Origin of the sequence: Hyphomicrobium sulfonivorans, assembly GCF_013306565.1 — a bacterium.
GTDB classification, from domain to species: Bacteria; Pseudomonadota; Alphaproteobacteria; order Rhizobiales; family Hyphomicrobiaceae; genus Hyphomicrobium_A; species Hyphomicrobium_A sulfonivorans.
Genome location: NZ_PZPO01000008.1, coordinates 45,598 through 71,626, shown reverse-complemented (window position 1 = coordinate 71,626; position 26,029 = coordinate 45,598). Strand labels below are relative to the sequence as shown.

Sequence of the window (26,029 nt, the reverse complement as noted above, 5' to 3'; positions counted from 1 at the left end):
CACATAGCGCGATCGGCAACAAACCGCCGATAACGCTCTTCGGACCGTCAGCGGCACACGGCCCGCCCTGACGAAAACAAGCTGGCTTTTCCAGCTCCGCGTGGTCCAGCGATGGGGGGCAGTTCAGCTTAACAGACCGTGACGGGAGAGGCGGCGCACACAGCAGGAGCAGGCTTATGCCTAAGCCTGCAAGGCTACGATGATGGTCGGCAGGCGCGCCTAAGACACTGGCGCTACCTATCGGCGCGCAAGAGCGTTGGAGCGCGCCACCCAAATCTGGGCAACGCGCTCCGGGGGTTTCGAGGGCGGGATCCTCGAAGTCGGTAGGGTAGGCATTTTTCGTGTGCCCTATCGCAACACGATACCCGGCGCAGCTAAAGTCGCAGCACCGGGTGGAAGCCGCGCAGTTCAGTTGGCTGGCATCGCCATCTGGATACCACCGAACACGGTCAGGCCAGCGGTGCCGTAGGTGGCGATGGTTTGATACTTCTCGTCGAGCAAGTTCTCGCCGCGCACATAGGCCTTCCAGCCGGGCGTGAACTCATACGAAGCCTTCGCGCTCAGCAGGAAGTAATCGTCCAGGTGAGTTGTAGCGCTCTGGAAGGTATCCACCACGTACTGACCAACGACATTCAGCTCAACCTTGTCGATCGGCTTCACGTCCAGGCCGAGCACCAAGCTATGCTTTGGAACGAACGCCAGTCGTGCACCCGAAGGAATCTCCGTATCAGTGTAGGTATAGCCCGCCGACATTGCCAGATAATCCGTAAACTGCGCAGTCGCACTCAACTCGACGCCACGACGGTTCGTTACGCCGGGAACATTGATCATGCAGGGAACAGTTGGCGTACAACCGGTCCAGTCAAAGATGATCGCATTTTCTGTGTCGATCTCGAAGTAGGTTGCGCTCAACAGGTAGCGGCCCTGATGAAACCCCTGATCGATGCCGACATCCCAGCTCTTGCTCTCTTCCGGCGTAAGAGCGGTGTTGCCGTAGTACTGATACCAAGGCAGGTACATACCGTACATTTCATCCAACGCCGGAGCGCGGAAACCCGTGGCGAGAGAGCCGCGGATTTTGGTTTCAGTGCCCGGAAGCTGATAGGCAGCGGTCAGACGATATGTGTTGAAGCGGCCAAACTCGCTATGCTCATCAACGCGTCCACCACCGGTCAGCATCAGGCCGTCAATTGGCTCCATCATCAGCTGAGCATAGACGCCGGCAATGTCAGCTGACGGACTGTAGCTGATATTGCTGTTGCTTACGCTTGTGCGCTCCCAGTCGGCACCGGCAAGAAACGCCAGCCGCTCGTTGATGGACAGCACGCCCTTGTATTCGCCCTTGATGCGATCACCGTCGTAGAACGAGCCCTTCGGATTCGAGTTCTCCTGGAAAAGATCGCGCGTGACGGTCATGCCCTGAATGGCGAACGTGTTGATGAATGCGCCGCCCAGCATCGACACTTCCATGCCGGCGCGGCCCGCATGCTGCGCAAAATCGCCGTAGTTGTAGGCGTCGGCGCCGAAATCATCATAGTAGTAACGAGCATCGGTCGTGCGGCCGGCGAAGAACAGCGATACCGCATCCGAGACACGATATTTGCCGCGCCCCGAGAGCGTAAGGTTGCGATAGCCGTCGTCTTCGGTGCCGCGCGCATACGCTGAGAAGCCATCGGTGTTCACGCCCTGCACCGAAAGCGCGATGTTGCTGCCATCAGCGGCGGCGAAACCGGCGGTGTAGTTGCCGTTATAGGTGTTGTACGTGCCGTATTCGGCGCTGCCGCTCTGGAAGAAGCCGGGCTTTGTAGCCGCCTTGGTTTCGATGCTGATAACGCCGCCGATGGCGTCGCCGCCGTAGAGCGTGCTCTGCGAACCCTTCAACACCTCGATGCGCGAAACGTCACCAACCATCAAATGCTGGAAGTGGGTTTCCGTCGTCGTGCCCGACGGATCGCTGACATCGATACCGTCAACCAGCACCTTCACATACTTGATGGAAACACCGCGTACGCTGATACGCGTCGTCGTGCCGGGCGGACCGTTCTGGCTGAAGTTCACACCCGTCACCTGCTGAAGGTAATCCTTCAGGTAGGTCTTCGACTGCGCGTTGAGATCCTTCTCCGTCAGCACCACTACGGACGAACCCACCTTCGCAGCGTCGGTCGGCGTGTTATTGGCGGTATGCGATACCGTAGCGTCGGTCGTGCCGGCACCCGAACCGCTCGCCTGCGCCACCGGCACCTGCGGCTCAGCATTCGGCCGCTTCTTCACGACCTTCTTTTTCTGGGAACCTTCGACCTCAAGCGGCGGCAGCTCGGCAGCCGCGAGATCATCCGCTGTCTGCGCATTGGCTCCGGTAGCGCCGGCAATGGCTACGACGGAAACTGTAAGCGCAAGCAAGCGCGCGTGAATAGACTGGGCGGAATTCCGCCGTGACCAACGCAAATACATGATAGCCCCCCGTTACGCAGAACTGAGCCTCGGGGAAGCTCAACATCACACACGCAAACTACAACGCACTGAAACAACAGCCTTCGTTGGCCACAGCGCAAGCTGCGGCACACTGCGGCCGGAACCGTCTCAATTCATCAGTGTCGGATGATGACACCGTAGCTAGACATGCTGACGTGGGCCCCCTTCGGTTACACATCAGTCGCCACTACGGTTGACCGTTCCACCAAGCGTCCCGCATGGAGGATGGGCGACTTGCGGCGGCAGGTCTCCTGGCTCACGGCTCAGACATTCTCTCCGGCCTTCCCACTGGCTCAACGCGAGCCGGCAGTGGCATTTGCGAAAAGAACTAACCGCTTACAGTTGCGGGAGCAGCCACGGCATCGGACAGAGCCTCACCGTGTTCCCTTTTCATCGCTGCACACTTACCGTGAACAGCGAAACCGTCGCCCCTTTAGAGCGCCTCAACGTCGCCACAATGTCAACGCGAAAGCCTACGGAACAGCTTGCGCCACTCTTGAGTGTTACCGCACAGCAACGCGAATCACTTGCTCAGGCTGCGCCGGCCAATCATATCGCCCAGCCAGAAGCGCCGGCAGAACATTGCAATGCTGCCGGACGGACGAACTTCAGCTGAAAAGGAAGCGCACCCCGCAAGGCCGCCAGCCTGGCGCAGCGCATTGCGCCCCTTGAGGAGTCGCCGCAACGCTCTCAGGCGCTAAGTAATCTGGGGGGAGTTATTGGGATGATGGTACCACCTCCCGGGCTCGAACCGGGGACCTCTAGATCCACAATCTAGCGCTCTAACCAACTGAGCTAAGGCGGCACATATTTAACATCAGGGACTTACGTCAGCACGAGCCTGAAAGTCAATCCATCGAGGCTGCCCGTCGGGGCCGCAATGTGACCCTAGCAGGCTGAGCACTTTGACGTAAGGAGGCCGTGCAATACAGCGACCGGCGCTCGGAAGCAAGATCCGCGATGAAATTGCATCGAAACGGCGCAGACCAAGGGCGCGCCGCACCGCCCACACCAAGGCAACTGCGCCTCAGCGCCCCTGCGCCTTTTGCGCCGCTTCACTAACCAGCCGGCCAAGAACATGGGCCTGATGGGCGAAGGTCTGCATCTGCTTCTGCGCGTAACGCTGTTGAATTTCCATGTATTCCTTAAGATCGCGCGCCCGCGACAGATCCGTGGCGAAGGAAAAGCTGGCCTGGATATTCTGCTCGGCAAATTTCGCAATCTGCGACTGCATCTCAGCCGCGCTGGAAGTCACGGCGCCTTGCGATGTCGCGAGCGTATCCTGGACCTTCCGCGCCATATCAATGAATTGGTTATAGGCAGTGCGGGCCTGCTCGACGTTGCGCTCGGCAAGCTCTCGAACCGCCTCAGGAAACTCAAATTGCGGCTTGTCGGACATTGGGGGCTTTCTCCCTGGCCGGTATGGTTATAGGGCCGGACACACGATCCCGACCAAACAGGAATATAGCGCGTTCTTTTATTGCATGATCGCGAAATGCGTGTGGGATACGCGTCGGTGTAGCTGCATGCAGATGGACGCCAGCGGCGCGGCGCGCTAACAGATTTGAAGCATTTGGTATTTTCGATGTCCACAGATGGCGAGCACGCTCTGAGACCTAACCTAGCAGCAGACCCGGCCAGAGCACTGGCAGGCCGATTGGATCCGGCATGGATCATCGACCCTGCACGCGGTCGCGTTCTTGCCGCCAACGCCGCCGGCGCCGCCCGCCTTGGCCTGCGTCCCGACGCCGCTTCCGGAACACTCGACGCCGCCATGCCCGGTCTTGTGCGCCTGCGCGCCATGATCCGCGAAACGCTGGATGGCGGCCGCCGTGAGCCGCTCGTGTTCTGGACCGCCTATGGCGCGGAAAGCCTGCTGTGCGACGTCGCAGCCTTGCCTGATAACGCCGGCACAGCCACGCCGCCGGAGCTTGTGCTGGTGAGCATCGCCACCTCAGGCAGCACTAATGCAACGGCATCTCCGACCCCAAAGCCAGGAGCGATCAGCGCCGACGGAGATGAAGGCGGCAAAGCGGCTATCGCCAGCCCGTTGAGCCCACTGCCCGCGCCCTCGGCGCCCAACCCTGACGATGCCGCGACGCTATCAAAAATCGCCAACGCGATCCGTAATGGCTTTGCCGGGGCACGATCAGAACCCCTGCCGACCGACGCAGATGATGAAGACGCGGCAGATGCATCCGCCGCAGAAATCGAGCGCAAGGCACGCGTATCAAAGCTCGCCCACGAGTTACGCACCCCCTTGAGCGCCATAGCCGCTGCCGCCGAAATCATGCGCGATCAACGCTTCGGCGCGCTAGAGAACGAGCGCTACCGCGATTACAGCTCCGACATCCACGACAACGCCCGCCACGCCTTGGCGCTGATAAGCCGCCTGCTGGGCGGCGATATCGCCGATCAGGCATCCGCCGCGCCGGAAATAACCGAGATCGATCTCAACGCGCTGGCCAACAGCTCGGTCTCGGCCGTTCGCCCGCTGGCTGAAGAAGCCGGGCTGAAGCTGTCGGTCGAGTTCCACAATCAGCTTCCACTCGTGCGGGCCGACGCAACCGCGATCAAGCAGGTGCTTTTCAACCTGCTCTCGAACGCGATCAAGTTTACACCGCGCGACGGCGATGTCCGCGTCGTCACCGGCCTCGGCTTCAACCGCTCCATCTTCATTGCCGTGCAGGACACCGGCTCCGGGATGACGGCGGAACAGATCGAAGCCGTGTTGAAGGCCAGCGTGCCTCAGGAGCCCAAACCCAGCACCACCGGCGGGCTCGGCATCGGATTGCCGCTGGCACGCAGCCTCGCCGAAGCCAACGGCGCCAGGCTCGAAATCGACAGTGCGACTGGCGAAGGCACCGCAGTCGCTCTGGTTTTTCCACGCGACCGCATCGTGCCGCCCGCCGCTACTTCGAATTAGACGATTTCTAATCTATTGGCATTTCAAGCACTTTTGTTGACGGCACACTTCGCGCCACGTTAGGGATGATCGCTTAGCGGGCACGCCACTCGCCCGTCGTATCCACCGATACCGGGGCCTTGAACCCCGCTTATTGGAGTTTCTCATGCGGTCCACCAAGGCTTTCCTGCGTCACGCTGTGTGCGCCACAGCCGTCGCGGTTTCGAGCTTCGCATTTGCCGCCGCCGGCCATGCTGCCGATGGCGAGGTCAATATCTATTCGTTCCGCGAGCCCGGTCTCATCAAACCGCTGCTCGACCAGTTCACCAAGGAAACCGGCATCAAGGTCAATGCCGTTTTCACGCCGAAAGGCCTTATCGAGCGCATTCAGGCCGAGGGCAAAAACAGCCCCGCCGATCTCATCCTAAGCAATGACTCCGGCCTGCTCGTTCAGGCCGTCGAGGCAGGCGTTACGCAGCCGGTAAACTCCGAGATTTTGAACACGTCCGTTCCCGCCGCATGGCGCGACGACCAGAACCAGTGGTTCGGCCTTACGCGGCGCGCGCGCGTAGTTTACGCGTCCAAGGATCGCGTGAAGCAGGACAAGTTCACCTATGAGGAACTGGCCGATCCGAAATGGCGCGGCAAGGTCTGCATCCGCTCCGGCCAGCACACCTACAATATCGCCCTCATCGCTTCGATGATCGCTCATCACGGTGAAGAGGAAGCCGAGAAGTGGCTGCGTGGCCTCAAGGACAATCTGGGCCGCAAGCCCGCCGGTGGTGATCGCGAAGCAGTGCGCGATGTCAAAGCCGGCCTTTGCGACATAGCGATCGGCAACACCTATTACATGCGCGCAATGATGAACAAGCCAGAGACCCGCGAATGGGCCGAGGCAGTGCGCATTGTGTTTCCGAATGCCGACGATCGAGGAACCCATGTCAACGTCTCGGGCGTTGCTATGGCAGCGCACGCTCCCAACAAGGAAAATGCGCAGAAGCTGATGGAATTTTTCGTTTCGCCAGAAGCCCAGAAGATCTATGCCGAAGCCAACGGCGAATATCCGGTGGTGGAAGGCATTCCGGCTTCGGAGCTCGTGCAGAGCTGGGGCCCCTTGAAGGCCGATCCGCTGCCGCTTTCCGATATCGCCAAGCTGCGTAAGAAAGCATCTGAACTTGTCGACCGCGTACAGTTCGATCAGGGGACCAACTGATGTCTGAGATCGATACCTTCAAGCTGGGCCGGGATACTGCCATCCCCGCCGCTGCGATGTTTCCCGCCGCCGAGCGCCTTGTGGGCGTAGGCTTCCGCTGTTGGCTGCAAGGCTTCCAGACCAGCGACATTGGCTGCTGGGAAGTTGCCTGGCACGAGTTCTCCAAGGCCGTTGGCCCTCGCGCTGCAAAGCCGCTGATGACGGAGCTGGCATGCTGGGTGCGCGCTGTGCAGGACACTGCCGAGCGTCGCATCGAGGTGTTCCCGGCGCAATGCGCCCGCTTCTGCCGCGACGAGTGCCTGGCCATTTCGATGGTTGCCGCCTGCCAGCACAGCACCTGCCCGGCCTTCAAGGCCTGCGCGATTGCCTTGCTGGGCAGCGATGACGTCGAGGAGGCAATCGAAGGCGCCGACAGCTTCGCACGCTGCCTGCGCGATGCCGGCCAGTTGCTATCACCCGGCACAGCCTTCATGGGCGCTGGCCTCGTAGTGCCGAGCCCGCGCAGCCTCTGCTGATGGCCGCCAACGACCAGTGACGATATAAAAAGCCGGAGCCGATTCGATCATCTCGAAACCTGCTCCGGCTTTTTCTTTGCTCCGCGTTTTTTCCTTCAATGAGATCGATGCAGCTGCTTCCGACCGGCCCCGGACAAATCACGCAATCCGGCCTATGGTGCTGGCAATGAGCGCGCACAATTCTCAGCCAACAGGTCCGGCAACTTCGGCGCAGCGCCTGTCGCCTCTTGGCGGTGCGATGGGCGCGCTGTTTTCTGCTGAGCGCAACAGACGTGGCACCCGCACAGCCGCGCCAGTGTGGACGATTATCACCGCGCTCATTCTGGCTCTGATCAGCCTGCCTATCGTCACCATCATCGTCCTGGCGTTGACACCCACCGAGAACATCTGGCCGCATCTGGTTTCAACGGTGCTGCCCCACTCGCTGCTGAGCACGGCGATACTGGCCGGAGGCGTAGCTACGGCATGCTTCATCGCCGGAACAGGCGCTGCGTGGCTGATAACGATGTACCGCTTTCCCGGCCGCGAGATGCTGGATCGTCTGCTGGTGCTGCCACTTGCGGTGCCCACCTACATCGCGGCCTACTGTTACGCTGAGCTGCTCGATTATGCCGGGCCGGTGCAGACATACCTGCGCACGACGTTTGGCTTCGCCACCGTGCACGATTACTGGTTTCCGCAGATCCGCTCGCTTGGCGGTGGCGTGCTGGTGATGGCGTCGGTGCTTTATCCGTATGTCTATCTCACCGCCCGCTCCAGCTTTGCGCAGCAGTCGGTATGCGTGCTCGAAGTTGCCCGCACACTAGGGCGCTCGCCAATCGCCACCTTCTTTTCCGTCGCCCTGCCGATTGCGCGGCCTGCCATCGCCGCCGGCGTTGCACTCGTCATCATGGAATGCCTGAACGACCTTGGCGCGGTGCAGTATCTTGGCATCGACTCGCTGTCCGCCACCATCTACTCAACATGGCTGCACCGCTCCAACATCGGCGGCGCGGCGCAGCTCGCCACTGTGATGCTAATGCTGGTCGTGATGCTGTTCGCCCTTGAACGCGCGAGCCGTCGCGGCGCACGCAGCCACAACACGACAGGCCGCTATCGCGCCATTCCCTTCCACGAACTCACCGGCGCCAAAGGCTGGTGCGCGGCGCTGTTCACCGCAATTCCGTTCGTGCTGGGCTTCGTCGTGCCGGTGGCGGTGATCGCGCCCGACGCCATCAAACACACCTCAGAAGCCATATCGAGTGGGTTTCTGGATGCTGCCCTCAACAGCCTGTTTTTATCGGCGATGGCTGCTGCGATTGCTGTCGTCGTCGCGCTGACTCTGGCTTACGCCACGCGTATCGTCGGCAGCGGTTTCGTGCGTACAGCCGGACGCGTCGCAGCGCTCGGTTATGCCATTCCCGGTACGGTGCTCGCTATCGGACTGCTGATACCGCTGGCGGCGTTCGATAACCGCGTCGACGATTTCATGCGCGCAACGTTCGGCGTCTCAACCGGCCTGTTGCTATCTGGGTCGCTGTTCGCGCTGACGCTGGCCTATGTCATTCGTTTTCTTGCCGTTGGCCTCGCCCCGATCGATGCCGGCCTGGGACGCATCTCCACCAATCTCGATGCGGCCGCGCGCACGCTGGGCCAGAACTCGTTCTCCGTGCTGTGGCGCATTCACCTGCCGCTGCTCATTCCGCCCATTGGCGCCGCCGCGCTGCTGGTGTTCGTCGATGGCATGAAAGAACTGCCCGCAACGCTGCTGCTGCGCCCGTTCAATTTCGAAACGCTGGCGACGCACGTTTATAATCTCGCTTCGCTGGAGCAACTGGAGCTGGCTTCGGTTGGCTCACTCACGATCGTCCTTGTGGGGCTCATTCCGGTGCTGCTGCTGCATGAGGCGATTGCGGGCGGACGCGCTGGCTCCGGCCGTTGAAGCTCTGGCGCCCCTCAGCCGCGCAAAGATCAAAACCGCAGATAGATCGCAGATCAGTCCTGCAGGTCTTCGTCTTCAATCCATACCGGTTCGGCGAGACGCTCCGGCGATGCACGTTCGCCAACATCCTCTGACCAGCCGATGTTCATCAGCGCATCACCCATATTGACGATGGGCAACGTGGCGCGGCCAACGATGATGCCGCGATGCGACGAGCGCACTTCGACTGCCGTGTCTTCGTAGGGATTGGCAACGTGCCCCACCAGTTCACCCAGACTAACCCCGTCACCGATGCGTTTTGTAGTGCGGAACACACCACCCTCCGGCGCGCGTAACCAGCTTGACGTGTCGAAGGTATCACCGGCACATGCCGCGCTGTGGACGCACACGCTTGAAGCTCATCGGACGAGTACCGCATCTCCATCTGCTGCATCACGCCAGGCTGCGCGCCATGCAGAACCTGAACCGGCAATGTGACAGGCGCATGATTAGAAAGTTTCGAAAGCGGCAAATCCACGAGCCGCCGCTCTCACGGCAGCACAGCCACGCCGCCCATAATAAATGGCTGCCTCACCGGCATGCTCCCGTTCAATCAATTGCGCAAAATTCAGGCGCAAGGTGCACGAGCGAACATCCGCACGCAACCATGCGGAGCCAAGCGCCAACCGCAATGCAACAGCAAAACCGTGCGTTTTCTGAATCATCCACACTCTTCACGCACAAGGTTGAAAAGCGTGGGAAGCGAGGTCGCCCTGCTCGCCTTAGCAGCAGCGCGGGTATAGAAAGAAGCCTCTGGAATTAAGCAAATAGCGGTGCCGGTCGCACTATATCGTCCATGGCGTCTTGCACGCCTCAGGTCGCTTCTTTAAGACTGTTGGCACCCGCTTAGGTATCGAGGCTCACAGCCCAAAGCTGGAGCCTTCGTCGTATTTTCCCAAGTTGACGGTGGTTGACGCGTGCTGAGGCGGCAAAAGTACATGGAGCGCCCGACGCAAAGGATGCGAGGCCATACGCGCATCATCGCGCTGTTCTCGCTACTCATCGTACTGATTGCTGCTCCGCTGATTGCGATTGATCGCTACCATAGCATCACGCTGCAAAGCGGCGCCGTGTTTGCTGCGTCGCCGAACACCTACAGCCTGAGCGCGCCGGTGCGCCTTTTGTCGGCGCCGGTTATCGATGTCGCCGAAGGCACATTATCTATCCCGCCTACACGCACCGGACTTGCACGCAGCGGTCAGGTCATTGCGATGCTGCTGACCGGCAGCGGCCCGCAGCTCACGCTGGAATACGCAACGTTCACCGTCGACTTCGCACCGCGCAGTCCGACCCTGCAGCAGCATAACGCCGCCGGAAATGCCGAAGACGTCGTCGCGCCGCTTGTGCAAGCACTGCAGGGGATGCAGTTCGACGGCTTGGTCGTACGCAAGAGCGTCGTCCAGATCCGGATGGAAAACAGCCCGCAGGTCGATCTGAAGGATTTCACCGCCACCGTATCGCGCGATGCCAGCGGCACGATCAATGCCAAAGGCAGCTTTGACCTGCGTGGCGAACGGCTGGAGTTTGACACCACCTTGGGCGCAGCCGTTGACGCGCAGGGCATTTCAAGGCCGCTGCGCGCCGCCATCAATTCCGCTCCGATCACCGCAGCGGTGGAAGGCAATCTGCTGCTGGGCGAGAACCCCAGATTGACCGCTCCGCAAACTTCCGTTCAGGTCGCAAACCTGCGTGCGCTGACGAACTGGCTTGGCATCGAATGGAGCGAAGGCAACGGCTTTGGTCCGTTCCGCGCCAAAGGCCAGATGGAATGGTCCGGCCGCAACATTGCGTTTCAAAACGCCAGTATCGACCTCGACGGCAACAGTGCCGTGGGTACCCTCGGCCTCAACTTCACGACCGCGCAGCCGCTTGTTGAAGGCACGTTGGGTTTCAAGACGCTCGACCTCAATCCCTATTTCAAGGGCACCAAACCGTTCACCAGCGATGAAAGCCTGCTGCAGGCATTGCGCAGCGCCGACAATCTGGATTTCCCGCACATCCCGGATGTCGACGCCGATTTGCGCATCTCAGCCGACAATCTTGCGCAGTCGCTGGCATCTCTCACCATCGGACGCAGCGCCATAACGCTTTCGGTGCGCGACAACAAAGTCCTTGCCGACATCGCCGAGCTGGAATTTGCCGACGGCACACGCGCCAGCGGCCAGGTGCGGATCGACCTTGAAGGAGATAATCCGCGATATGCCGTGCAGGCAAAGTTTGACGCCGCCGACCTGGGGCGTCCGCTGCTGGCGATCTTTGGACATCCCTCAATTCAAGGGCGTGGCATCCTCGATGCCGACATCACGACCAGCGGCAGCACCGGCGAAGCGTTGCTGCACTCGCTGGATGGCAAGTTCAACGTCGTGCTGATCGAAGGTGGGCGCGTTGGTATTGACGTCAACAGACTGACCGCCACCACCGCTGATAATCCGCTGCCGGATGACCCGTGGAAGGAAATCTACGCACGCGCGATCGCAGTCGACAGGCTCGATGCACGCTTCACCGTTTCCGGCGGCGTCATTCGCACACAGTCGGCCAATGCGGTTTCCGGCCCCAGGGCGCTGAACACCGAAGGCGCAATTGATATTCTGAACAACACAGTCGCTCTCAAATTCGCGGTCAGCGATGCACCGGTGCTGGATGCATCGCAGTCCACCGTTACAGGATCGGTAGAGTCACGCGCATCTGCGCCGACCAACATCGTAACGGTGAAAGGCCCCTGGACCACGCCGGTTGTTGAAGCGCATGTCGCGCCCGTGCCATCGCCTGCGCAACCGCAGAGCTCCGGCGACGGCGATAAATAAGAACCGGCTACGCAAGCCGATCTCGCCGGGCCGATAGTCGGCCGAGGCTTAGCAGCGAGCCGTACAGCGCCGATCAGCGGCGGAGCTGCGCCCACTTCACAGAATGCGTGCGATTGCATCCACCGCCGCCACGCGTTCGGCATCATTCATATGCAGTCCACATTTGGTACGCCGCCAGAGCACATCCTCCGGCGTTTGCGCCCATTCGTGATCGCGCAGATAGACAACTTCGCGCTCAGTCAGACCCGCACCGAAATCGGCGCCAAGATCGGCCTTGTGCTTTGCTCCGGCGAGAACGGTATCCGTCAGACTTCCATAGCGCCGCGCCAGACGGCCAAGAAACGGTGCATCAAAACCGGGATACCGGCGGCCAAGGTCCAGCACAAAACCTGCAAGACCATCGGCCCCCAGCGCGCCGCCGGGGAGTGGCGTGGAAGCGGTCCATTTCGGACCCATCGCTGGAAAGTGCGGGCTCAGCATATCCAGCGCCGCTTCTGCCAGCCTACGATACGTGGTCAGCTTGCCGCCGAGCACCGTAAGCAAAGGCGCACCGCGAGTCTGGCTGACCTCGAGGTGATAATCGCGCGTGACGGCGGAAGCGCTGCCGCCAGCATGCTCGCCATAGAGCGGCCGCACGCCGGCAAAACTCCAGACGATATCGCCGCGTTCAGGCGGCCGTGAAAAATAGCGACGAACCAGCTCCAGCAGATAATCGATCTCCGCATCACTGATGGCGACCGTGCGTGGATCGCCCCTGTAATCGACATCCGTTGTGCCGATCAGCGTGAACCGCTCCTCGTACGGAATAGCGAAAACAACACGACCGTCACTGTTCTGAAACAGATACGCGTCATCGGCGCCCGGGATGCGCGGCACAACGATATGGCTACCCTTCACAAGACGCAGCGCGTTCATCTTGGGATGCGATGTCTCGCCCGCGGCCTGCACGGTACCATCGACGCCATCGACCCACGGCCCCGCCGCGTTGACCAAAACACGCGCCGAAGCCTCCTGCACTGCGCCCGAGCTTTCGAGAGCAAGCCGCCAGATACCATTCTCTGCGCGGGCCGACTGCAGCGCTGTGCGCGTGGCGATAATGGCGCCGCGTTGCCGGGCGGCGATCGCGTTGAACACCACCAGACGCGCATCGTCCATCCGGCAATCCCAATAGGCAAAGCCGCGCTCTATCTCCTTGCGCAACGGATGGCCGGCCGTATCATGCCGCAGATCAAGCGACGCCGATCCCGGGATGCGCTGGCGCGCGCCCAGATTGTCATACAGGAACAGCCCCGCGCGCAGCATCAGTCCGGATCGACCACCTTGCACGCGGGGCAGCACGAACCGCTGCGGCCAGACGATGTGTCCGGCATTCGCGAGCAGCACCTCGCGCTCCTGCAGCGCCTCGCGCACCAAGCGAAACTCGTAGTGCTCCAGATAGCGCAGTCCGCCGTGGATCAGTTTTGAGCTTGCCGATGACGTAGCGCTGGCCAGATCGTCTTTCTCGACCAGCAGCACGGACAGACCGCGACCAGCCGCGTCAGCCGCAATGCCCGCGCCGTTGATACCGCCACCCGCAATCGCAATGTCGTAGACCATGGCCGAGCTTAGCACGGGCAACGGTTACACTTCTGCTGTTTCGCGGCGGCGGAAGGGTGCTGTGAGCAGCGACCCTACAATCAAGGCCAACAGCGATGCAGGCACGGCAAGCAGCGCCGAGCCAAGGTTGTTGATGCCCCAGATCCCGACAACGGATCGCGCGTGGGCATTCAGCTCCGCCCACGCCATGTCTTTGGCTTCACCCGGCGCCGCATCCTGCCACGCCTCTTTCAGCTCAGCGAAATACTCATCCCGCTCCGCAGTAAAGCCACCACGCATCAGACCATCGCTCAACTCGTAGAAGTGTGCAGGAAAATGCTGGTTGGCGACGAGATAGCCGCCCGAAACCGCCAGCCCGACGACAATAGCCGCAATTACACCTGACGCAGTCGTGCGCCGCCACCAGAGCAGCGCCAGCAGCGGCACAAAAAGCGTAGCGGCCAGCATCACCAACGCCCAGGCGGCGACTTCGACAACCGACGCGGATCGGGCCGACGCCACCACGAAGGCCAACGCAAGAGCAGCCATCGCAACCAGCAGCGACAGTGCTCGCTGGCCTGTGTTTGGCGCGTCCGCATCGTCCCTGCCGTCGTCCGCGCCATCTGCAAAAGCGCGCGTGATTGCGCGCAGCGCAGCGTTGGCGCTGACCAGCGCGGCCGCCAGCGCAACCATACCCAACACACCGAGTGCTCCGGGCGCAAAACCGGTCATCTCCGGCAGCGCTAGCAGCACTGCGTCGGCATCGATCACCACATCCTGCAAGCTGAGCGAGCCGGTGAAATCCGGCAGCTCGGTACAGGCTGCTGCTACGGTTGCAGCATCGGTCGCCGCCCGCCCGCAGATGTGCAGCAGGTCGAGGCGACCGTAGGTGAAAATCCATTCCGGCAAATCAGCCAGAGGCGTACGCTCGGCGATCAGGTTGGTCAGCGCAAATCTGGTGAACGCTGCTGCGGCGGGAATGAGGGTCAGCAGCAGCACGGCGAACGCGAGCGCCCACAAAGCCGAGGAACGCGCCCGCGTGCCAGAAGCGTCCTTTGCCGGAAGCAACCCGAACAGGGCCGGCAGAACCGCAACGCCCAGCGCCAGCCCGAGCACAAGCCCGAGAAAGTTTGTCGGCGTCAGCGCCACAAACGGCGACATCATCGGTCGCAGAAAAGCAGGATCGGCCAGGTCGCTCTCCAGCAGCATCTCCTCAAGGCCCTGCACCTGCCACAGCACGTTGGCATAGGCGATCTGAGGCACCGGCAGCCCGAACCACACCATCGACAGCACGACCAGTGGCACCAGCAGCGCAAAGATCATCAGCGCCAGCAGCGCACCGTCGCCCCAGCGCCGTCCAACAGCGCCACGGACGATGAAGCAGAGCAGCACGAAAACCGCAGCGATCGCGGTGGCCGGGAGATACGCCAGCCCCAACAGGCGCGAACCGACCAGACCGGCCGCCATCAATTGCGCGGTCAGCAGCGCCACCATGGCCACTGCCGTTGCAAGCGTGATGGCGATCTGCACGCCGCGGCCCGGCAACCTGCGCGCAAACAGATCGGGCAGCGATGTCGCGTCCGACTGCGAGAAGCGTGGCGCAATCACGAGCTGCAACAGAAGCAAGCCCGCCGCCAGACCGATGCAGTAGGCGAGCCCGTCGTGGCCAAGCGCGAACACCGCGCCGGTGAGACCGAGAAAGAACGCACCGGAGATGGCTGTAGCGCCTATTGCCATCCCTGCGACGGCATTGGATGGAGCGACGGCTGCGGTTGAAGCCAAGCGGGCATACCAGGCGGGCAGGGCAGCAAGCACGAGGCCCAACGCCCAATAGCCACTCTCGCTCTCTGACGGGAACAACCCCGAGCCGGTAGCCCACTTCCACGCGGAAGCGCCTGCAATGGCGACAAGCAGCAAAGTCGCGATCAGCAGGCCGCAGCGGCCGGACACAGCAGCTTGCTTCTCGACCGGGCCAGACACCATCTCAGCGCGCGCCTCCGTATCTTAGTGCACGATCGCTCGTCTTTGCATCGCGATGCGGCTCTAGCCCTTCGATGGGACCGATGCTTCACGCCTCGGACTGATAGGGTCCGAAGCGATCACAGAAGTTTCTCAAGACCGATGATTCACGCTTCGGACTGATAGGGTCCGAAGCGATCATGGTCTAGTGGCACGGCGATTTTGCCAGCGAGCCGAACCCCACGCCACGAGCAGGAGACCAAGCAGGATGCCCTGCGCCGCCATGAAATATCCGAGCGGAAACGCCAGCACGTCGACCAGATTCAGCGCTTGCACGAAGCTGGGTACCAGAAACGCGAGCGCTGCCCACATACACAGCGCAAATAGCGGCAGGCGCGCGGCGCGTACGGAATTTTCCGTCGGGTTTGATTGCCCTTGCACGCTCTCATCCGCTCCGACAATGCGGGGCGCATCGCTTTCCGAAATCGGTCTGTCCTGCACCACGATCCCCCGCACAGCGCGCGGTGCGCGCACCGCCAGTGGCAACTTCAACGCCGTTTGCGACAGCGTCGTGGCGCGCGGCTATCGCAGCGGACAGAAACCGGTGATTTGCGGCTTCCCCCGCCTCGCCCTGGCCCCGCAATCGATGGCTGCAAACACACAAAAGGCGGGGCGATACGTACCCGCATCCCCCCGCCTCTCGGGATAGCTCCCTAGACTTGGACCTTTTATTTTTCAGGACTGACAGAATGGTCCGAGGATTCGCCAGCGGCCGCACCATGTGCGACCAAACGACCTGCGTCAAGCCATGGGTTGGGCCAAAGACTGGGGATGAATCGCTGATGTAAAGCAGGAGCTTGTACAGCGAACATTTCGAGCCGCTGTCAACTGGCTCAGGAAACCTCAGGCCGGCATTCAGCGTCGGATGGCAGGGGATCACATTGGCGCATGCCGGAGCATGTGCGCAGCGCCTTTTGGAGTGTTTCAGACCGCTCACCATCCACCGCGCCGAAGTACAGCCCGTTAGCCTTCAGCCCGCACTGATACATCTTCACCATGCTTTTGCCGCCCAGCCGCATCGCGAGATTGTAATCTTCGTAAGCGGCGTCGCTCTGGCCAAGGGACTGGCGGATGTGCGCCCGCGTATCGAGCGCGAACGGGCTGTCCGGAGCCAGCTTTAGCGCCCGTTCAACATCGGCGATGCCCTCCGCGGCGCGGTCCAGCTTGTAGTAGGACCAGGCGCGATTATTCAGCGCCAGCGGAAAATCCGGTGTTATCGCAAGCGCGGCGTCATAATCCTGCAAGCCTTTGTCGAAATGGCCGACGAGCGAATAGGCCAGGGCGCGCATCGCATAGGCGAGGCTGAGCTCATCGCTTGGCAAGCCGGGCGTTTCGATCAGGATCGAGCAGCCCTCGATGCGGCGCTCATTGTCCTCGCTGTGGCAGTCAACCTTCGCGTTGGAAGCGGCTGCTCCTGCCGGGGCCGCCACAGACACGGTGACCGCGACGGCAACGCTTGCCAGCATCGCAACAGCACGACGGACGCCCACCATAGTCTCTCCCCATTCACACCGGATCGATCCACATACGGCCAAGCGGATGTTGGGCCCAAGCATATGTTGGGCATTGAGCGGACCCTCGCTAGTCCAGGCCCCTCAAAAATCTTGAGCCATGCCGGCCCCACGATCCGAGTACCCCCTGAAGTGCCGAGATTTTACGTGTAGCACTTCGGCAAGGGTGGCCTAATTCATCCAGTGCGGCAGCAAAAAAATACCGCTGACCCGCAGCCCTAACGCCATCATACTTCGGCATGTTCCGGCCCAGCAATCGCGGTTCACGGTTCCGCATGCTAATGAGGCAGCACCTCTGCCGCGCTGCCTGCTCCTTAACCCATTTTCCGTCGGCAGCGTGTTAGCCTTAACGCCTTCCCAAAGGTGAGCGTGCCACGTGAAACAGCGGCGAATACTACTGATAATCGGCGGCGGCATTGCCGCTTACAAATGCCTCGAACTCATCCGCCGCCTGCGCGATGAGGGCGCCAGCGTGCGCGCGGTGATGACCAAAGCCGCCACCGAATTCGTCACGCCGCTTTCCGTCGGCGCGCTCAGCAACGGCCCGGTGCTTACCAACCTGTTCGATCTCAACGCCGAGCAGGAGATCGGCCACATCCGCCTGTCGCGCGAGGCCGACCTGATCATCGTCGCGCCCGCCACTGCCGATCTGCTGGCCAAGATGGCTGGTGGCCATGCCGACGATCTTGCATCGACCGTGCTGATGGCCACGGACAAGCCTGTGCTGGTCGCCCCGGCAATGAACCCGCGCATGTGGATGCACCCCGCGACCCGGCGCAACGTCGCGCAGCTGCTCAATGACGGCATCCATTTTATCGGTCCCAATGTTGGCGAGATGGCCGAGAGCAATGAAGCCGGTCCAGGTCGTCTCGCAGAGGTGCCCGAGATCATCGCAGCAGCGTCACGTCTGCTGAATGCCGACGGCGCATCAGCCGCGCAAGGCGGTCCGCTTGCGGGCAAGCATGTGCTTGTGACCAGCGGGCCCACGCACGAACCAATTGACCCAGTGCGCTACATCGCCAATCGCTCCTCCGGCAAACAGGGACACGCGATCGCACGCGCAGCAGCTGCGCTTGGCGCTGACGTCACGCTTGTGACCGGGCCGGTTGCGCTGGCCGATCCTGCCGGCATCAATGTGGTGCACATCGAAACGGCGCAGGAAATGGCGCAAGCCGTTGCTAACGCGCTACCCGCCGATGTCGCGATCTTCGCCGCTGCAGTTGCTGACTGGCGCACCAACGCGCAAAAGCAGGCCAAGATCAAAAAATCAGCGGGTGGCAAACCGCAACTCGAACTCACCGAAAATCCTGACATCCTTGCAGGCGTCGGCAATCGCACCGAAGGGCGTCCGACCCTGGTCATCGGCTTTGCAGCCGAGACGGAAAACGTTGTGGCGGAAGCCACGCGCAAACGTCAGACCAAGGGCGCGGACTGGATCGTTGCCAACGATGTGTCCCCCGCACGCGGCGTGTTCGGCGGTGACGGCAACACCGTCCATCTCGTTACTGCGCACGGCGTCGAGGATTGGCCAACACTCAGCAAGGATGAGGTGGCCGCGCGGCTGATGGCGCACATCGCAGATCATTTCAATTCAAAGGCGTCGGTAGCGGAATGACAACGAAGGGCAAACCTGCATCAAAAGCTGCAGCCGTGCGCAGGGCTGCCGTCCGCGCCACAAAACCGACGCGCGTCTCCGCACCCGGCAAACCGGCGCGAACCGCGGCACCGGCGCAATCGAAGCAAAAGAAATCATCGACAGCCACGCGGGCGGTAAAGAACAAGGTGAAGGTGCGCGTCGTTCAGCTGGCCCACGGACAAGGCCTGCCCCTGCCTGCGTATCAGACGTCGGGCGCAGCCGGCATGGATCTGCTGGCAGCCATCGATGTCGCCCACCCGATCACGCTTGCTCCCGGCGCGCGTGCTTTGGTGCCAACCGGCCTGACGATAGAACTGCCACAGGGTTATGAGGCCCAGGTGCGCCCGCGCTCAGGGCTGGCGCTTAAAAACGGTGTCACGGTTCTCAATAGCCCCGGCACCGTCGATAGCGACTATCGCGGTGAGGTGGGCGTCATTCTCGCTAATCTTGGCCAGGCGCCGTTCGATATACGCCGTGGCGATCGCATTGCGCAGATGGTCATCGCAGCTGTTCTGCAGGCGACGCTGGTCGAAGTTAAAACCATTTCAAATACGGCGCGCGGCGATGGTGGTTTTGGTTCCACCGGAAAGACAATCGCAAAACAAAAAGCAACATTACGCAAATCACGCGATAAAAAGAAAGCTATCCCTCCGCTTGCTGCGGCGCCAAAAAAATCAGGTTCAAGCAAAGCCCGTACCCGCAATCGATGATCGGATGCCCGACTTGACAGCACGAGCCAATCACTCAACGTGAGAAGATGAAGCTGAGGCGTTTAATCCGTGCACCCGGCGGATCAGCCGATATCGCTCAATCAGAAGGCTCCTCGATGACCAACACCACCGAGTTCAAAACCCTGGCTGCAACGCAATCGTGGGGGCGCGGCCGCGTCTATGATTCAATCGCGGAAACGATCGGCCACACGCCGCTCGTGCGGCTGTCCAAGATAGCGAACGCCGCAAAGGTGAAAGCGGACATTCTGCTGAAGCTTGAATTCTTCAATCCGCTTTCGTCGGTGAAAGACCGCATCGGCGTTGCGATGATTGACGCGCTCGAAGCGGAAGGCCGCATCACCCCCGGCCGCACCGTGCTGATTGAGCCAACATCGGGCAACACAGGCATCGGCCTTGCATTCGTTGCTGCGGCCCGCGGCTATCGACTGATCCTTGTGATGCCCGAGACAATGTCGCTTGAGCGCCGCAAGATCCTTTCGCACCTTGGCGCCGAACTTGAGCTGACGCCAGGAGCTGGCGGCATGCCCGCAGCGGTCGAACGCGCAGCCGAGCTGGCGAAGACAATCCCCGGCGCCATCATTCCGGGCCAGTTCGACAACCCCGCAAATCCGCTGGTTCACGAAAAGACGACGGCGGAAGAAATCTGGAACGACACCAACGGCAATGTCGATGCGATCGTTCTTGGCGTCGGTACTGGCGGCACGCTTACCGGCGTCGGCCGCGCGCTGAAGCCACGTAAGCCGGGCCTCAAGATCATCGCGGTTGAGCCATCGACAAGTCCGGTTCTTTCCGGCCAGCCACGCGGCCCGCACAAAATTCAGGGCATCGGCGCAGGCTTCATTCCGTCCATTCTCGACACCGGTCTGATCGACGAGATCGTTACCGTTTCGAGCGAACAGGCGTTTGAGGTTTCGCGCCTGGTGGCGAAGGTCGAGGGGATTCCGGGCGGCATTTCGACGGGCGCCAATGTGGCCGCTGCTCTGTCGATCGCCGAACGCCCTGAGTTCGCCGGCAAGACCATCGTCACCGTCGCGCCTTCGTCGGCCGAACGGTATTACACCAGCGATCTGTTCCTTGATCCGTCAAAGCCCGCCTGATCGTTTGCACAGCGGAACAGCGCTACTCTTCAAAAAAAGGCGGCTCCTAAAAGGGGTCGCCTTTTTGCTAACAACGTCACCTTCAAAAAAACGAACAACCCCGCGCAAAACGACAATATAACGCCCCTTAAAAACTCGAATTTCAATTAAACGAACGTCCATCCGTAATAATGAACCAAAACTGTTTTGGGAATGCTTATTTCCATTGCGAGTGCCAATATTAGAATATAAACCCGCCTTCAGACGCTAAGTCGAAAAACTTCATATTTCCAAATGCAGGCCGAAACAAAAAGGCCCGCATATACCGCGCTGCCCGCAGGTCAGCGTGCGAGCCAACGTGTGCAAGAAAGGTTTCTCAATGGCTGAGGAAGGCGTAGGTCGCGGAACACTGGCAGAAGGGGCGGCGAGGCAATTAGCCAACGCCACCAAGACGCGGGCGCAATGGGGTGGAATTACGCCGCGCTGGCTCATTCCGTTCCTGCCGTGGACACCAGTGGAAGCCGGCATCTACCGCCTCAACAAAGTGAAGGAAACGCGCGGCGCAACTGCAAGCTCCACTCTGGACGTACAGTGCAGCCCGCCGCGTGACAGCGACCCGGATCTGCCTGAGACATTCGTCGACTACGAAGAGCAGCCGCGCGAATACTTCCTGAACGCGGTCACGACGGTGCTCGACGTTCAGACCCGCGTATCCGATCTTTACAGCCACCCATTCGATCAGATCCAGGAGCAGTTGCGCCTGCTGATCGAGAAGGTGAAAGAGCGGCAGGAAAGCGAGCTGATCAACAACAAGGAATATGGCCTGCTCGCCAACACTGCACCGTCGATGCGCATTACCGCGCGCAGCGGCGCTCCGACGCCTGACGATCTCGACGAGTTGATCGCGAAGGTCTGGAAAGAGCCGTCATTCTTCCTCGCGCATCCGCGTGGCATCGCCGCCTTCGGGCGCGAATGCACTCGCCGTGGCGTACCGCCGCCCACCGTCAATCTGTTCGGCTCACCGTTCCTCACCTGGCGCGGCATCCCGCTTGTTCCGTCGGATAAGGTTCCGCTGACGCCGGAAGGAAAGTCCAAGTTCCTGCTGCTGCGCACTGGTGAGAAGAAGCAGGGCGTCGTCGGCCTGTTCCAGCCCGGCGTGCCCGGCGAAGTTGCTCCCAGCCTTTCGGTTCGCTTCATGGGTATCGATCGGCGCGCAATCGCATCATACCTGATCTCGCTTTACTGCTCGCTTGCCGTTCACACGGAAGACGCACTGGGCGTTCTGGATGATGTTGAGGTGGGCAAGTACCATGACTACCCCGCAGCGAAGTGAAGTGAGCGCCGTGGCCGATACGGCAGAAAACGCGACGCCATCCGTCGCAGGTGACGCGGTGCAATCTGCACCGCCCACCGCCGTGCCAGACGTGGCAGCAATTGCTCGTCTGGCTAATGCGTTGTATGCGACGCCGCCAGCCAGTCCCTATCCTGGGCCTGGCGCGGCGCTGCCGTCGGCGCACGTGTTTGCATCGGAGTCTGCCTATAACTCCGTTCCCGGCACGCCAACGCTGCATCCGCCGCTGACGCCGAACCAGAATCCCGGCCGGCCAGCGCTGCCTATTCCGGAGTCGGGAGCGGCGCAGCCATCAGCGCATGTGTTTGCCGCCGAACCGGCGTCGCGTAATCCGCAACAGATCCAATCCGCACCGGCGCTTGCCAGCGGCAGCCCGACAGGCCCCGGCCTGGATACGCTTGAGCTGCCGTCATTCTCTCGGTCACCACAGAACACACCAAGCACAGGTGCAGCGGCACCTGCACGACCAATGTCAGGTGCTCCCGCACCGTCGCGGCCCGCGACCAACGAGCTCGACTACGCAGCCGTGCCGTTTTCTCTTGGCGGCACGCTATCGCTGGTGCCCGAATTTGACGACGGCGATCTGTCATACGGCAACGACACGCTGACGGGGCCGGCCTATGGCGCTGCATCACCCGGCAACAGCTTTGCGTTCCTTGACCGTTCGACGGCGGCGCCATTCGATCCCGCGCCGAAGTCCGGCAATGGCGCAACACCCGCTGCAAAGTCGGCGTCTACGCCCGCGTCAGGCACGCCGTTCGCATACGCTTACAGCGCTTCTCCGCTCGATGTCAGCGCGCTGGATCTGAACGCGCTCGGCTACCAGCATCAGCCTGCCGTCGCCGGCTCACCGCAGGCCATATCGGGCGTGCACCCATTCGATCCGCGCGCCATCCGCAGGGACTTCCCGATCCTGCGCGAGCAGGTAAACGGCAAGCCGCTTGTCTGGCTCGATAACGGCGCGACGACGCAGAAGCCCCAGAGCGTTATCGACCGGCTGGCGTATTATTACGCGCACGAAAATTCCAACATCCATCGCGCGGCGCACACGCTGGCTGCACGCTCAACCGATGCCTATGAAGATGCGCGCGCCAAGGTGCGCACCTTCATCAACGCGCCGTCACCGGAAAGCATCATCTTTGTCCGCGGCACAACCGAGGGCATCAACCTGATCGCCAAAGCGTGGGGCGGGCGCAATGTCGGCGAAGGCGACGAGATCATCGTCTCGCATCTTGAACACCACGCCAACATTGTGCCATGGCAGCAGCTCGCCGCCGAGAAAGGTGCGATCCTCAAGGTTGCGCCGGTTGATGACAGCGGCCAGATCATACTGGAGGAGTTTGAAAAGCTCTTCACGCCGCGCACGCGCGTCGCTTCGTTCAGTCAGGTGTCGAATGCGCTCGGCACGGTGACGCCCGTTGCCGACATGGTTGCGATTGCACACCGGCACGGCGCCATTGCCATCGTTGATGGCGCGCAGTCGGTTTCGCACATGCCCATCGATGTGCAGGCGCTGGACGCAGACTTCTTCGTGTTCTCGGGACACAAGATGTTTGCACCCACCGGCATCGGCGCTGTTTACGGTCGTCCCAGCATACTGGAGGCGATGCCGCCATGGCAGGGCGGCGGCAACATGATCAGCGATGTCACGTTCGAAAAGACAACCTTTCATGGCGCCCCGGCGCGCTTTGAAGCTGGAACCGGCAACATTGCGGACGCTGTCGGCCTTGGCGCTGCGATCGATTATCTGTCACGCATCGGCATGTCGAACATCGCCGCTTACGAGCACGAATTGCTGGAGTATCTGACGCGCGGCCTGTTGACCGTTCCAGGGCTGCGTATCATCGGCACCGCAACCGAAAAGGCCGGCGTCGCATCGTTCGTTCTGGATGGATGGCGCGTCGAAGAAGTCGGCAAGGCGCTGGCGCAGGAGGGTATCGCTGTGCGCGCTGGCCACCACTGCGCGCAGCCGATCCTGCGTCGCTTCGGACTGGAAGCTACCGTGCGTCCATCACTGGCGCTTTACAACACCACCGACGATGTCGACGCCTTGATCACAGTGCTGCAGCGCCTTCAGGCCAGCCGCGCTCGGCGCTAAAACAACATCAGACGGCGGGCGAATACGTTTCGCCCGCCGCTCGTGCCTCTTCAATACGCCGCTGAATACGCTCAGCCAGCGCCGCGTCGGCCGCTTGACAGATCGCGGCGGCGGATCTCCCCGCACCACTAATCAACTGATTGAAACTTTCATCGCCCTTCGGCGTTTTCCGCGAACACTCTGCGTTGTCCGCGCGGACGTATATCTTTGCGCGGCGCACTTACCGATTTCACCGCGCGGGGCAAAAATGCCCGATCACTACCCGGAAATAATGCTGCACCTTGGCGCCGCCCTGCTCGCTGGCAGCCTGATTGGTTTGGAGCGCTCCATTCATGGACGCCCTGCGGGGTTTCGCACGCACGCGCTTGTATGCCTTGCATCGGCCCTGCTGATGCTCATCACGCTCTATCAGGACGAGTGGCTCGAAACGATCGCGCGCGAAACCGTTCGTGCCGATCCGACGCGTGTTGCGCAAGGCATCATGACCGGCATCGGCTTTCTGGGTGCCGGCGTGATCTTCAAGGAACGCTTCACCGTGCGTGGGTTGACCACTGCGGCTTCGATCTGGATCACCGCTGCCATCGGCATCATGTTCGGTATCGGGTTTTATTTCCCGGCCATTCTCGCCACCGTCGCGACGCTGATCGTGCTGGCGGTGTTCCGGCATGTCGAAGGCTGGCTGACGATCCGCACCTCAGCCTACAATGTCATCCGCTTTACGCGCGATTCCATTCTGCCCGAAGCTGAACTTCGGGCATTGCTCGATCATCACGGCTTTACCATTTCCAAGATCAGCTATCGGCTGATCGCATCGGGAACGATGTTCGAATATCGCATGCTGATCTATTCAGAGGAGGCTGATGCGCCCCAGCGCTTGGTGCGCACCCTTGCCAGCATGCCGGCGGTTCTGGAATTTCGCCTATCGATGACCGGAGAGTGAAGCTGCACCCCGCAAACTTAGCGCATCATCTGTCGCCTTCATAAGCACAGCTATTTTTCTTCGTTCCGCCCTTCGCCTGCATCCGGCTAGCTAGCAATCCGAACCGGGCTGGAGGGATAAATGCTTGCACGAACCATATTGGCTGACCACCGCGTCAAGCCTGTCAGAACCGCCGTCGTCGCCGCTGTTGCCCTGTTAGCAGGTGCGGGCGCAGTTCTCGCGGAAGACCAGAAAACCTTGCTCAACGCCTCCTACGATGTTTCGCGCGAGCTCTACAAAGACATCAACGCGGCATTCATCGCGGCGGAGAAAAGCGCCGGCAAAGACGTTGCCGTCAACCAGTCCCACGGTGGATCGACCAAGCAGGCGCTCGCGGTTGCCAACGGCCTTGAGGCCGATGTCGTCACCTTCAATCAGGCACCCGATATCGACATTCTTGCCAAGGCTGGCGTTGTCGATGCCGACTGGCGCGCCAAATTCCCGAACAACGCTTCCCCTTACACAACCACGTCCGTTTTTCTGGTCCGCAAAGGTAATCCCAAACAGATCAAGGATTGGGATGATCTGGCCAAGCCCGGCATCGAGGTGATCGTGCCGAACCCGAAGACATCGGGTAATGGCCGCTACACTTATCTCGCCGCATGGGGCGATGCGCTGCGCAAGACAGGCAGCGAAGAGGGCGCGCAGGATTTCGTCGCCAAGCTGTTCGCCAACGTGCCCGTTCTCGATGGCGGCGGACGCGGCGCCACGACGACATTCACCCAGCGCGACAAGGGCGACGTGCTCGTTACATTTGAAAATGAGGCTGCGCTCATCGGCCGTGAGATCGGCGCCGACAAGTTCGAAGTTGTGTATCCCAAGGCCAGCATCATCGCCGAGCCTCCGGTTGCAATCGTGAACCCGGTTGTAGACCGCCGCAACAGCCGCGAACTGGCCAAGGCCTACATCGACTTCCTGTATTCACCAGCTGGGCAGGAAATCATCGCCAAGCACGACCTGCGTCCCCGCGATGCCGATGTTCTGAAGGCAAACGCCGCCAAGTTCCCGCCAATCGAAACCTTCTCGGTCGAGGAGCTGCTGGGCGGCTGGGAGGCCGTGCAGAAGAAGCATTTCGCCGACGGCGGCATCTACGACACCATCACTATCGGCAAACAGTAGTTCTACCCACGCTTTCCCTAGCGCTTTTTCCCTAGCTACCCAAACTTGCCCCGGATGCACCCGCA

20 protein-coding genes, 1 tRNA gene and 1 riboswitch are annotated in these 26,029 nt (G+C 61.2%); of the genes, 12 read left to right on the top strand and 9 right to left on the bottom strand.

The window, feature by feature from the left end; genetic code table 11:
- Positions 1 to 408: 408 nt before the first annotated feature.
- From C6Y62_RS15925 to C6Y62_RS15915, 3 genes are all read right to left on the bottom strand, one after another.
- Positions 409 to 2,451, bottom strand: a complete 2,043-nt coding sequence (locus C6Y62_RS15925; RefSeq protein WP_173954758.1) for a TonB-dependent receptor plug domain-containing protein — start codon at positions 2,449 to 2,451, stop codon at positions 409 to 411.
- A gap of 245 nt (positions 2,452 to 2,696) precedes the next feature.
- Positions 2,697 to 2,914, bottom strand: a riboswitch (cobalamin riboswitch).
- A gap of 286 nt (positions 2,915 to 3,200) precedes the next feature.
- A tRNA-His gene (locus C6Y62_RS15920) sits at positions 3,201 to 3,277 on the bottom strand.
- Positions 3,278 to 3,499: 222 nt separating this feature from the next.
- Positions 3,500 to 3,871: a phasin family protein gene (locus C6Y62_RS15915; RefSeq protein ID WP_068462219.1), complete on the bottom strand. Its 372-nt coding sequence runs from the start codon at positions 3,869 to 3,871 to the stop codon at positions 3,500 to 3,502.
- A gap of 258 nt (positions 3,872 to 4,129) precedes the next feature.
- On the opposite strand from C6Y62_RS15915, the gene C6Y62_RS15910 reads away from it, so the two are divergent.
- The 4 genes from C6Y62_RS15910 to C6Y62_RS15895 all read left to right on the top strand — a co-directional run bounded on the left by C6Y62_RS15910 (position 4,130) and on the right by C6Y62_RS15895 (position 9,026).
- On the top strand, positions 4,130 to 5,398 hold the full coding sequence (locus C6Y62_RS15910) for a sensor histidine kinase (RefSeq protein WP_173954757.1): 1,269 nt from the start codon (positions 4,130 to 4,132) through the stop codon (positions 5,396 to 5,398).
- Positions 5,399 to 5,543: 145 nt separating this feature from the next.
- Entirely contained in the window at positions 5,544 to 6,590 is a 1,047-nt protein-coding gene (locus C6Y62_RS15905) for a Fe(3+) ABC transporter substrate-binding protein (RefSeq protein WP_173954756.1), read from the top strand.
- Positions 6,590 to 7,105 (top strand): hypothetical protein, encoded by a 516-nt coding sequence (locus C6Y62_RS15900; RefSeq protein WP_068462213.1) that lies wholly within the window; start codon positions 6,590 to 6,592, stop codon positions 7,103 to 7,105. The genes C6Y62_RS15905 and C6Y62_RS15900 overlap by 1 nt, the downstream gene beginning before the upstream one ends.
- A 166-nt stretch (positions 7,106 to 7,271) precedes the next feature.
- On the top strand, positions 7,272 to 9,026 hold the full coding sequence (locus C6Y62_RS15895) for an ABC transporter permease (RefSeq protein ID WP_246274836.1): 1,755 nt from the start codon (positions 7,272 to 7,274) through the stop codon (positions 9,024 to 9,026).
- Positions 9,027 to 9,079: 53 nt separating this feature from the next.
- Here C6Y62_RS15895 and C6Y62_RS15890 read toward each other — a convergent pair whose 3' ends face one another.
- The gene (locus C6Y62_RS15890; protein ID WP_420844177.1) at positions 9,080 to 9,340 is read right to left on the bottom strand and encodes a hypothetical protein; all 261 of its coding nucleotides are present in this window, start codon (positions 9,338 to 9,340) and stop codon (positions 9,080 to 9,082) included.
- Positions 9,341 to 9,514: 174 nt separating this feature from the next.
- Positions 9,515 to 9,730, bottom strand: coding sequence for a hypothetical protein (locus C6Y62_RS15885; protein WP_173954754.1), 216 nt, complete (start codon positions 9,728 to 9,730; stop codon positions 9,515 to 9,517).
- A gap of 294 nt (positions 9,731 to 10,024) precedes the next feature.
- Between C6Y62_RS15885 and C6Y62_RS15880 the strand changes: the two genes are divergently transcribed.
- Positions 10,025 to 11,869 (top strand): AsmA family protein, encoded by a 1,845-nt coding sequence (locus C6Y62_RS15880; protein ID WP_173954753.1) that lies wholly within the window; start codon positions 10,025 to 10,027, stop codon positions 11,867 to 11,869.
- Between the two features lie 96 nt (positions 11,870 to 11,965).
- On the opposite strand, the gene glpD is transcribed toward C6Y62_RS15880, so the two are convergent.
- From glpD to C6Y62_RS15860, 4 genes are all read right to left on the bottom strand, one after another.
- Positions 11,966 to 13,465, bottom strand: a complete 1,500-nt coding sequence (glpD, locus tag C6Y62_RS15875) for a glycerol-3-phosphate dehydrogenase (RefSeq protein ID WP_173954752.1) — start codon at positions 13,463 to 13,465, stop codon at positions 11,966 to 11,968.
- Positions 13,466 to 13,489: 24 nt separating this feature from the next.
- A complete protein-coding gene (locus tag C6Y62_RS15870) occupies positions 13,490 to 15,427 on the bottom strand; it encodes a sodium:solute symporter family transporter (protein ID WP_173954751.1) in 1,938 nt (645 codons plus the stop codon).
- 174 nt (positions 15,428 to 15,601) lie between these two features.
- Positions 15,602 to 15,904 (bottom strand): sodium/substrate symporter small subunit, encoded by a 303-nt coding sequence (locus tag C6Y62_RS16685; RefSeq protein WP_173954750.1) that lies wholly within the window; start codon positions 15,902 to 15,904, stop codon positions 15,602 to 15,604.
- Positions 15,905 to 16,296: 392 nt separating this feature from the next.
- Positions 16,297 to 16,956, bottom strand: a complete 660-nt coding sequence (locus tag C6Y62_RS15860) for a tetratricopeptide repeat protein (protein WP_173954749.1) — start codon at positions 16,954 to 16,956, stop codon at positions 16,297 to 16,299.
- A gap of 394 nt (positions 16,957 to 17,350) precedes the next feature.
- Between C6Y62_RS15860 and coaBC the strand changes: the two genes are divergently transcribed.
- From coaBC to C6Y62_RS15825, 7 genes are all read left to right on the top strand, one after another.
- Entirely contained in the window at positions 17,351 to 18,589 is a 1,239-nt protein-coding gene (coaBC, locus tag C6Y62_RS15855; RefSeq protein ID WP_173954748.1) for a bifunctional phosphopantothenoylcysteine decarboxylase/phosphopantothenate--cysteine ligase CoaBC, read from the top strand.
- Positions 18,590 to 18,756: 167 nt separating this feature from the next.
- Entirely contained in the window at positions 18,757 to 19,320 is a 564-nt protein-coding gene (gene dut, locus C6Y62_RS16540; RefSeq protein WP_417999881.1) for a dUTP diphosphatase, read from the top strand.
- Positions 19,321 to 19,436: 116 nt separating this feature from the next.
- Positions 19,437 to 20,438, top strand: a complete 1,002-nt coding sequence (gene cysK, locus C6Y62_RS15845) for a cysteine synthase A (RefSeq protein ID WP_068462198.1) — start codon at positions 19,437 to 19,439, stop codon at positions 20,436 to 20,438.
- 358 nt (positions 20,439 to 20,796) lie between these two features.
- Positions 20,797 to 21,750 carry a family 2A encapsulin nanocompartment shell protein gene (locus tag C6Y62_RS15840; protein WP_173954746.1) on the top strand — a complete coding sequence of 318 codons (954 nt, stop codon included), beginning with the start codon at positions 20,797 to 20,799 and terminating at the stop codon, positions 21,748 to 21,750.
- A 10-nt stretch (positions 21,751 to 21,760) separates the two neighbouring features.
- Entirely contained in the window at positions 21,761 to 23,866 is a 2,106-nt protein-coding gene (locus tag C6Y62_RS15835) for a family 2A encapsulin nanocompartment cargo protein cysteine desulfurase (protein WP_420844176.1), read from the top strand.
- Between the two features lie 247 nt (positions 23,867 to 24,113).
- Positions 24,114 to 24,806: an MgtC/SapB family protein gene (locus C6Y62_RS15830; RefSeq protein ID WP_173954744.1), complete on the top strand. Its 693-nt coding sequence runs from the start codon at positions 24,114 to 24,116 to the stop codon at positions 24,804 to 24,806.
- Between the two features lie 120 nt (positions 24,807 to 24,926).
- Complete coding sequence (locus tag C6Y62_RS15825; protein ID WP_173954743.1) at positions 24,927 to 25,964, top strand: sulfate ABC transporter substrate-binding protein; 1,038 nt, start codon at positions 24,927 to 24,929, stop codon at positions 25,962 to 25,964.
- Positions 25,965 to 26,029 lie beyond the last annotated feature (65 nt).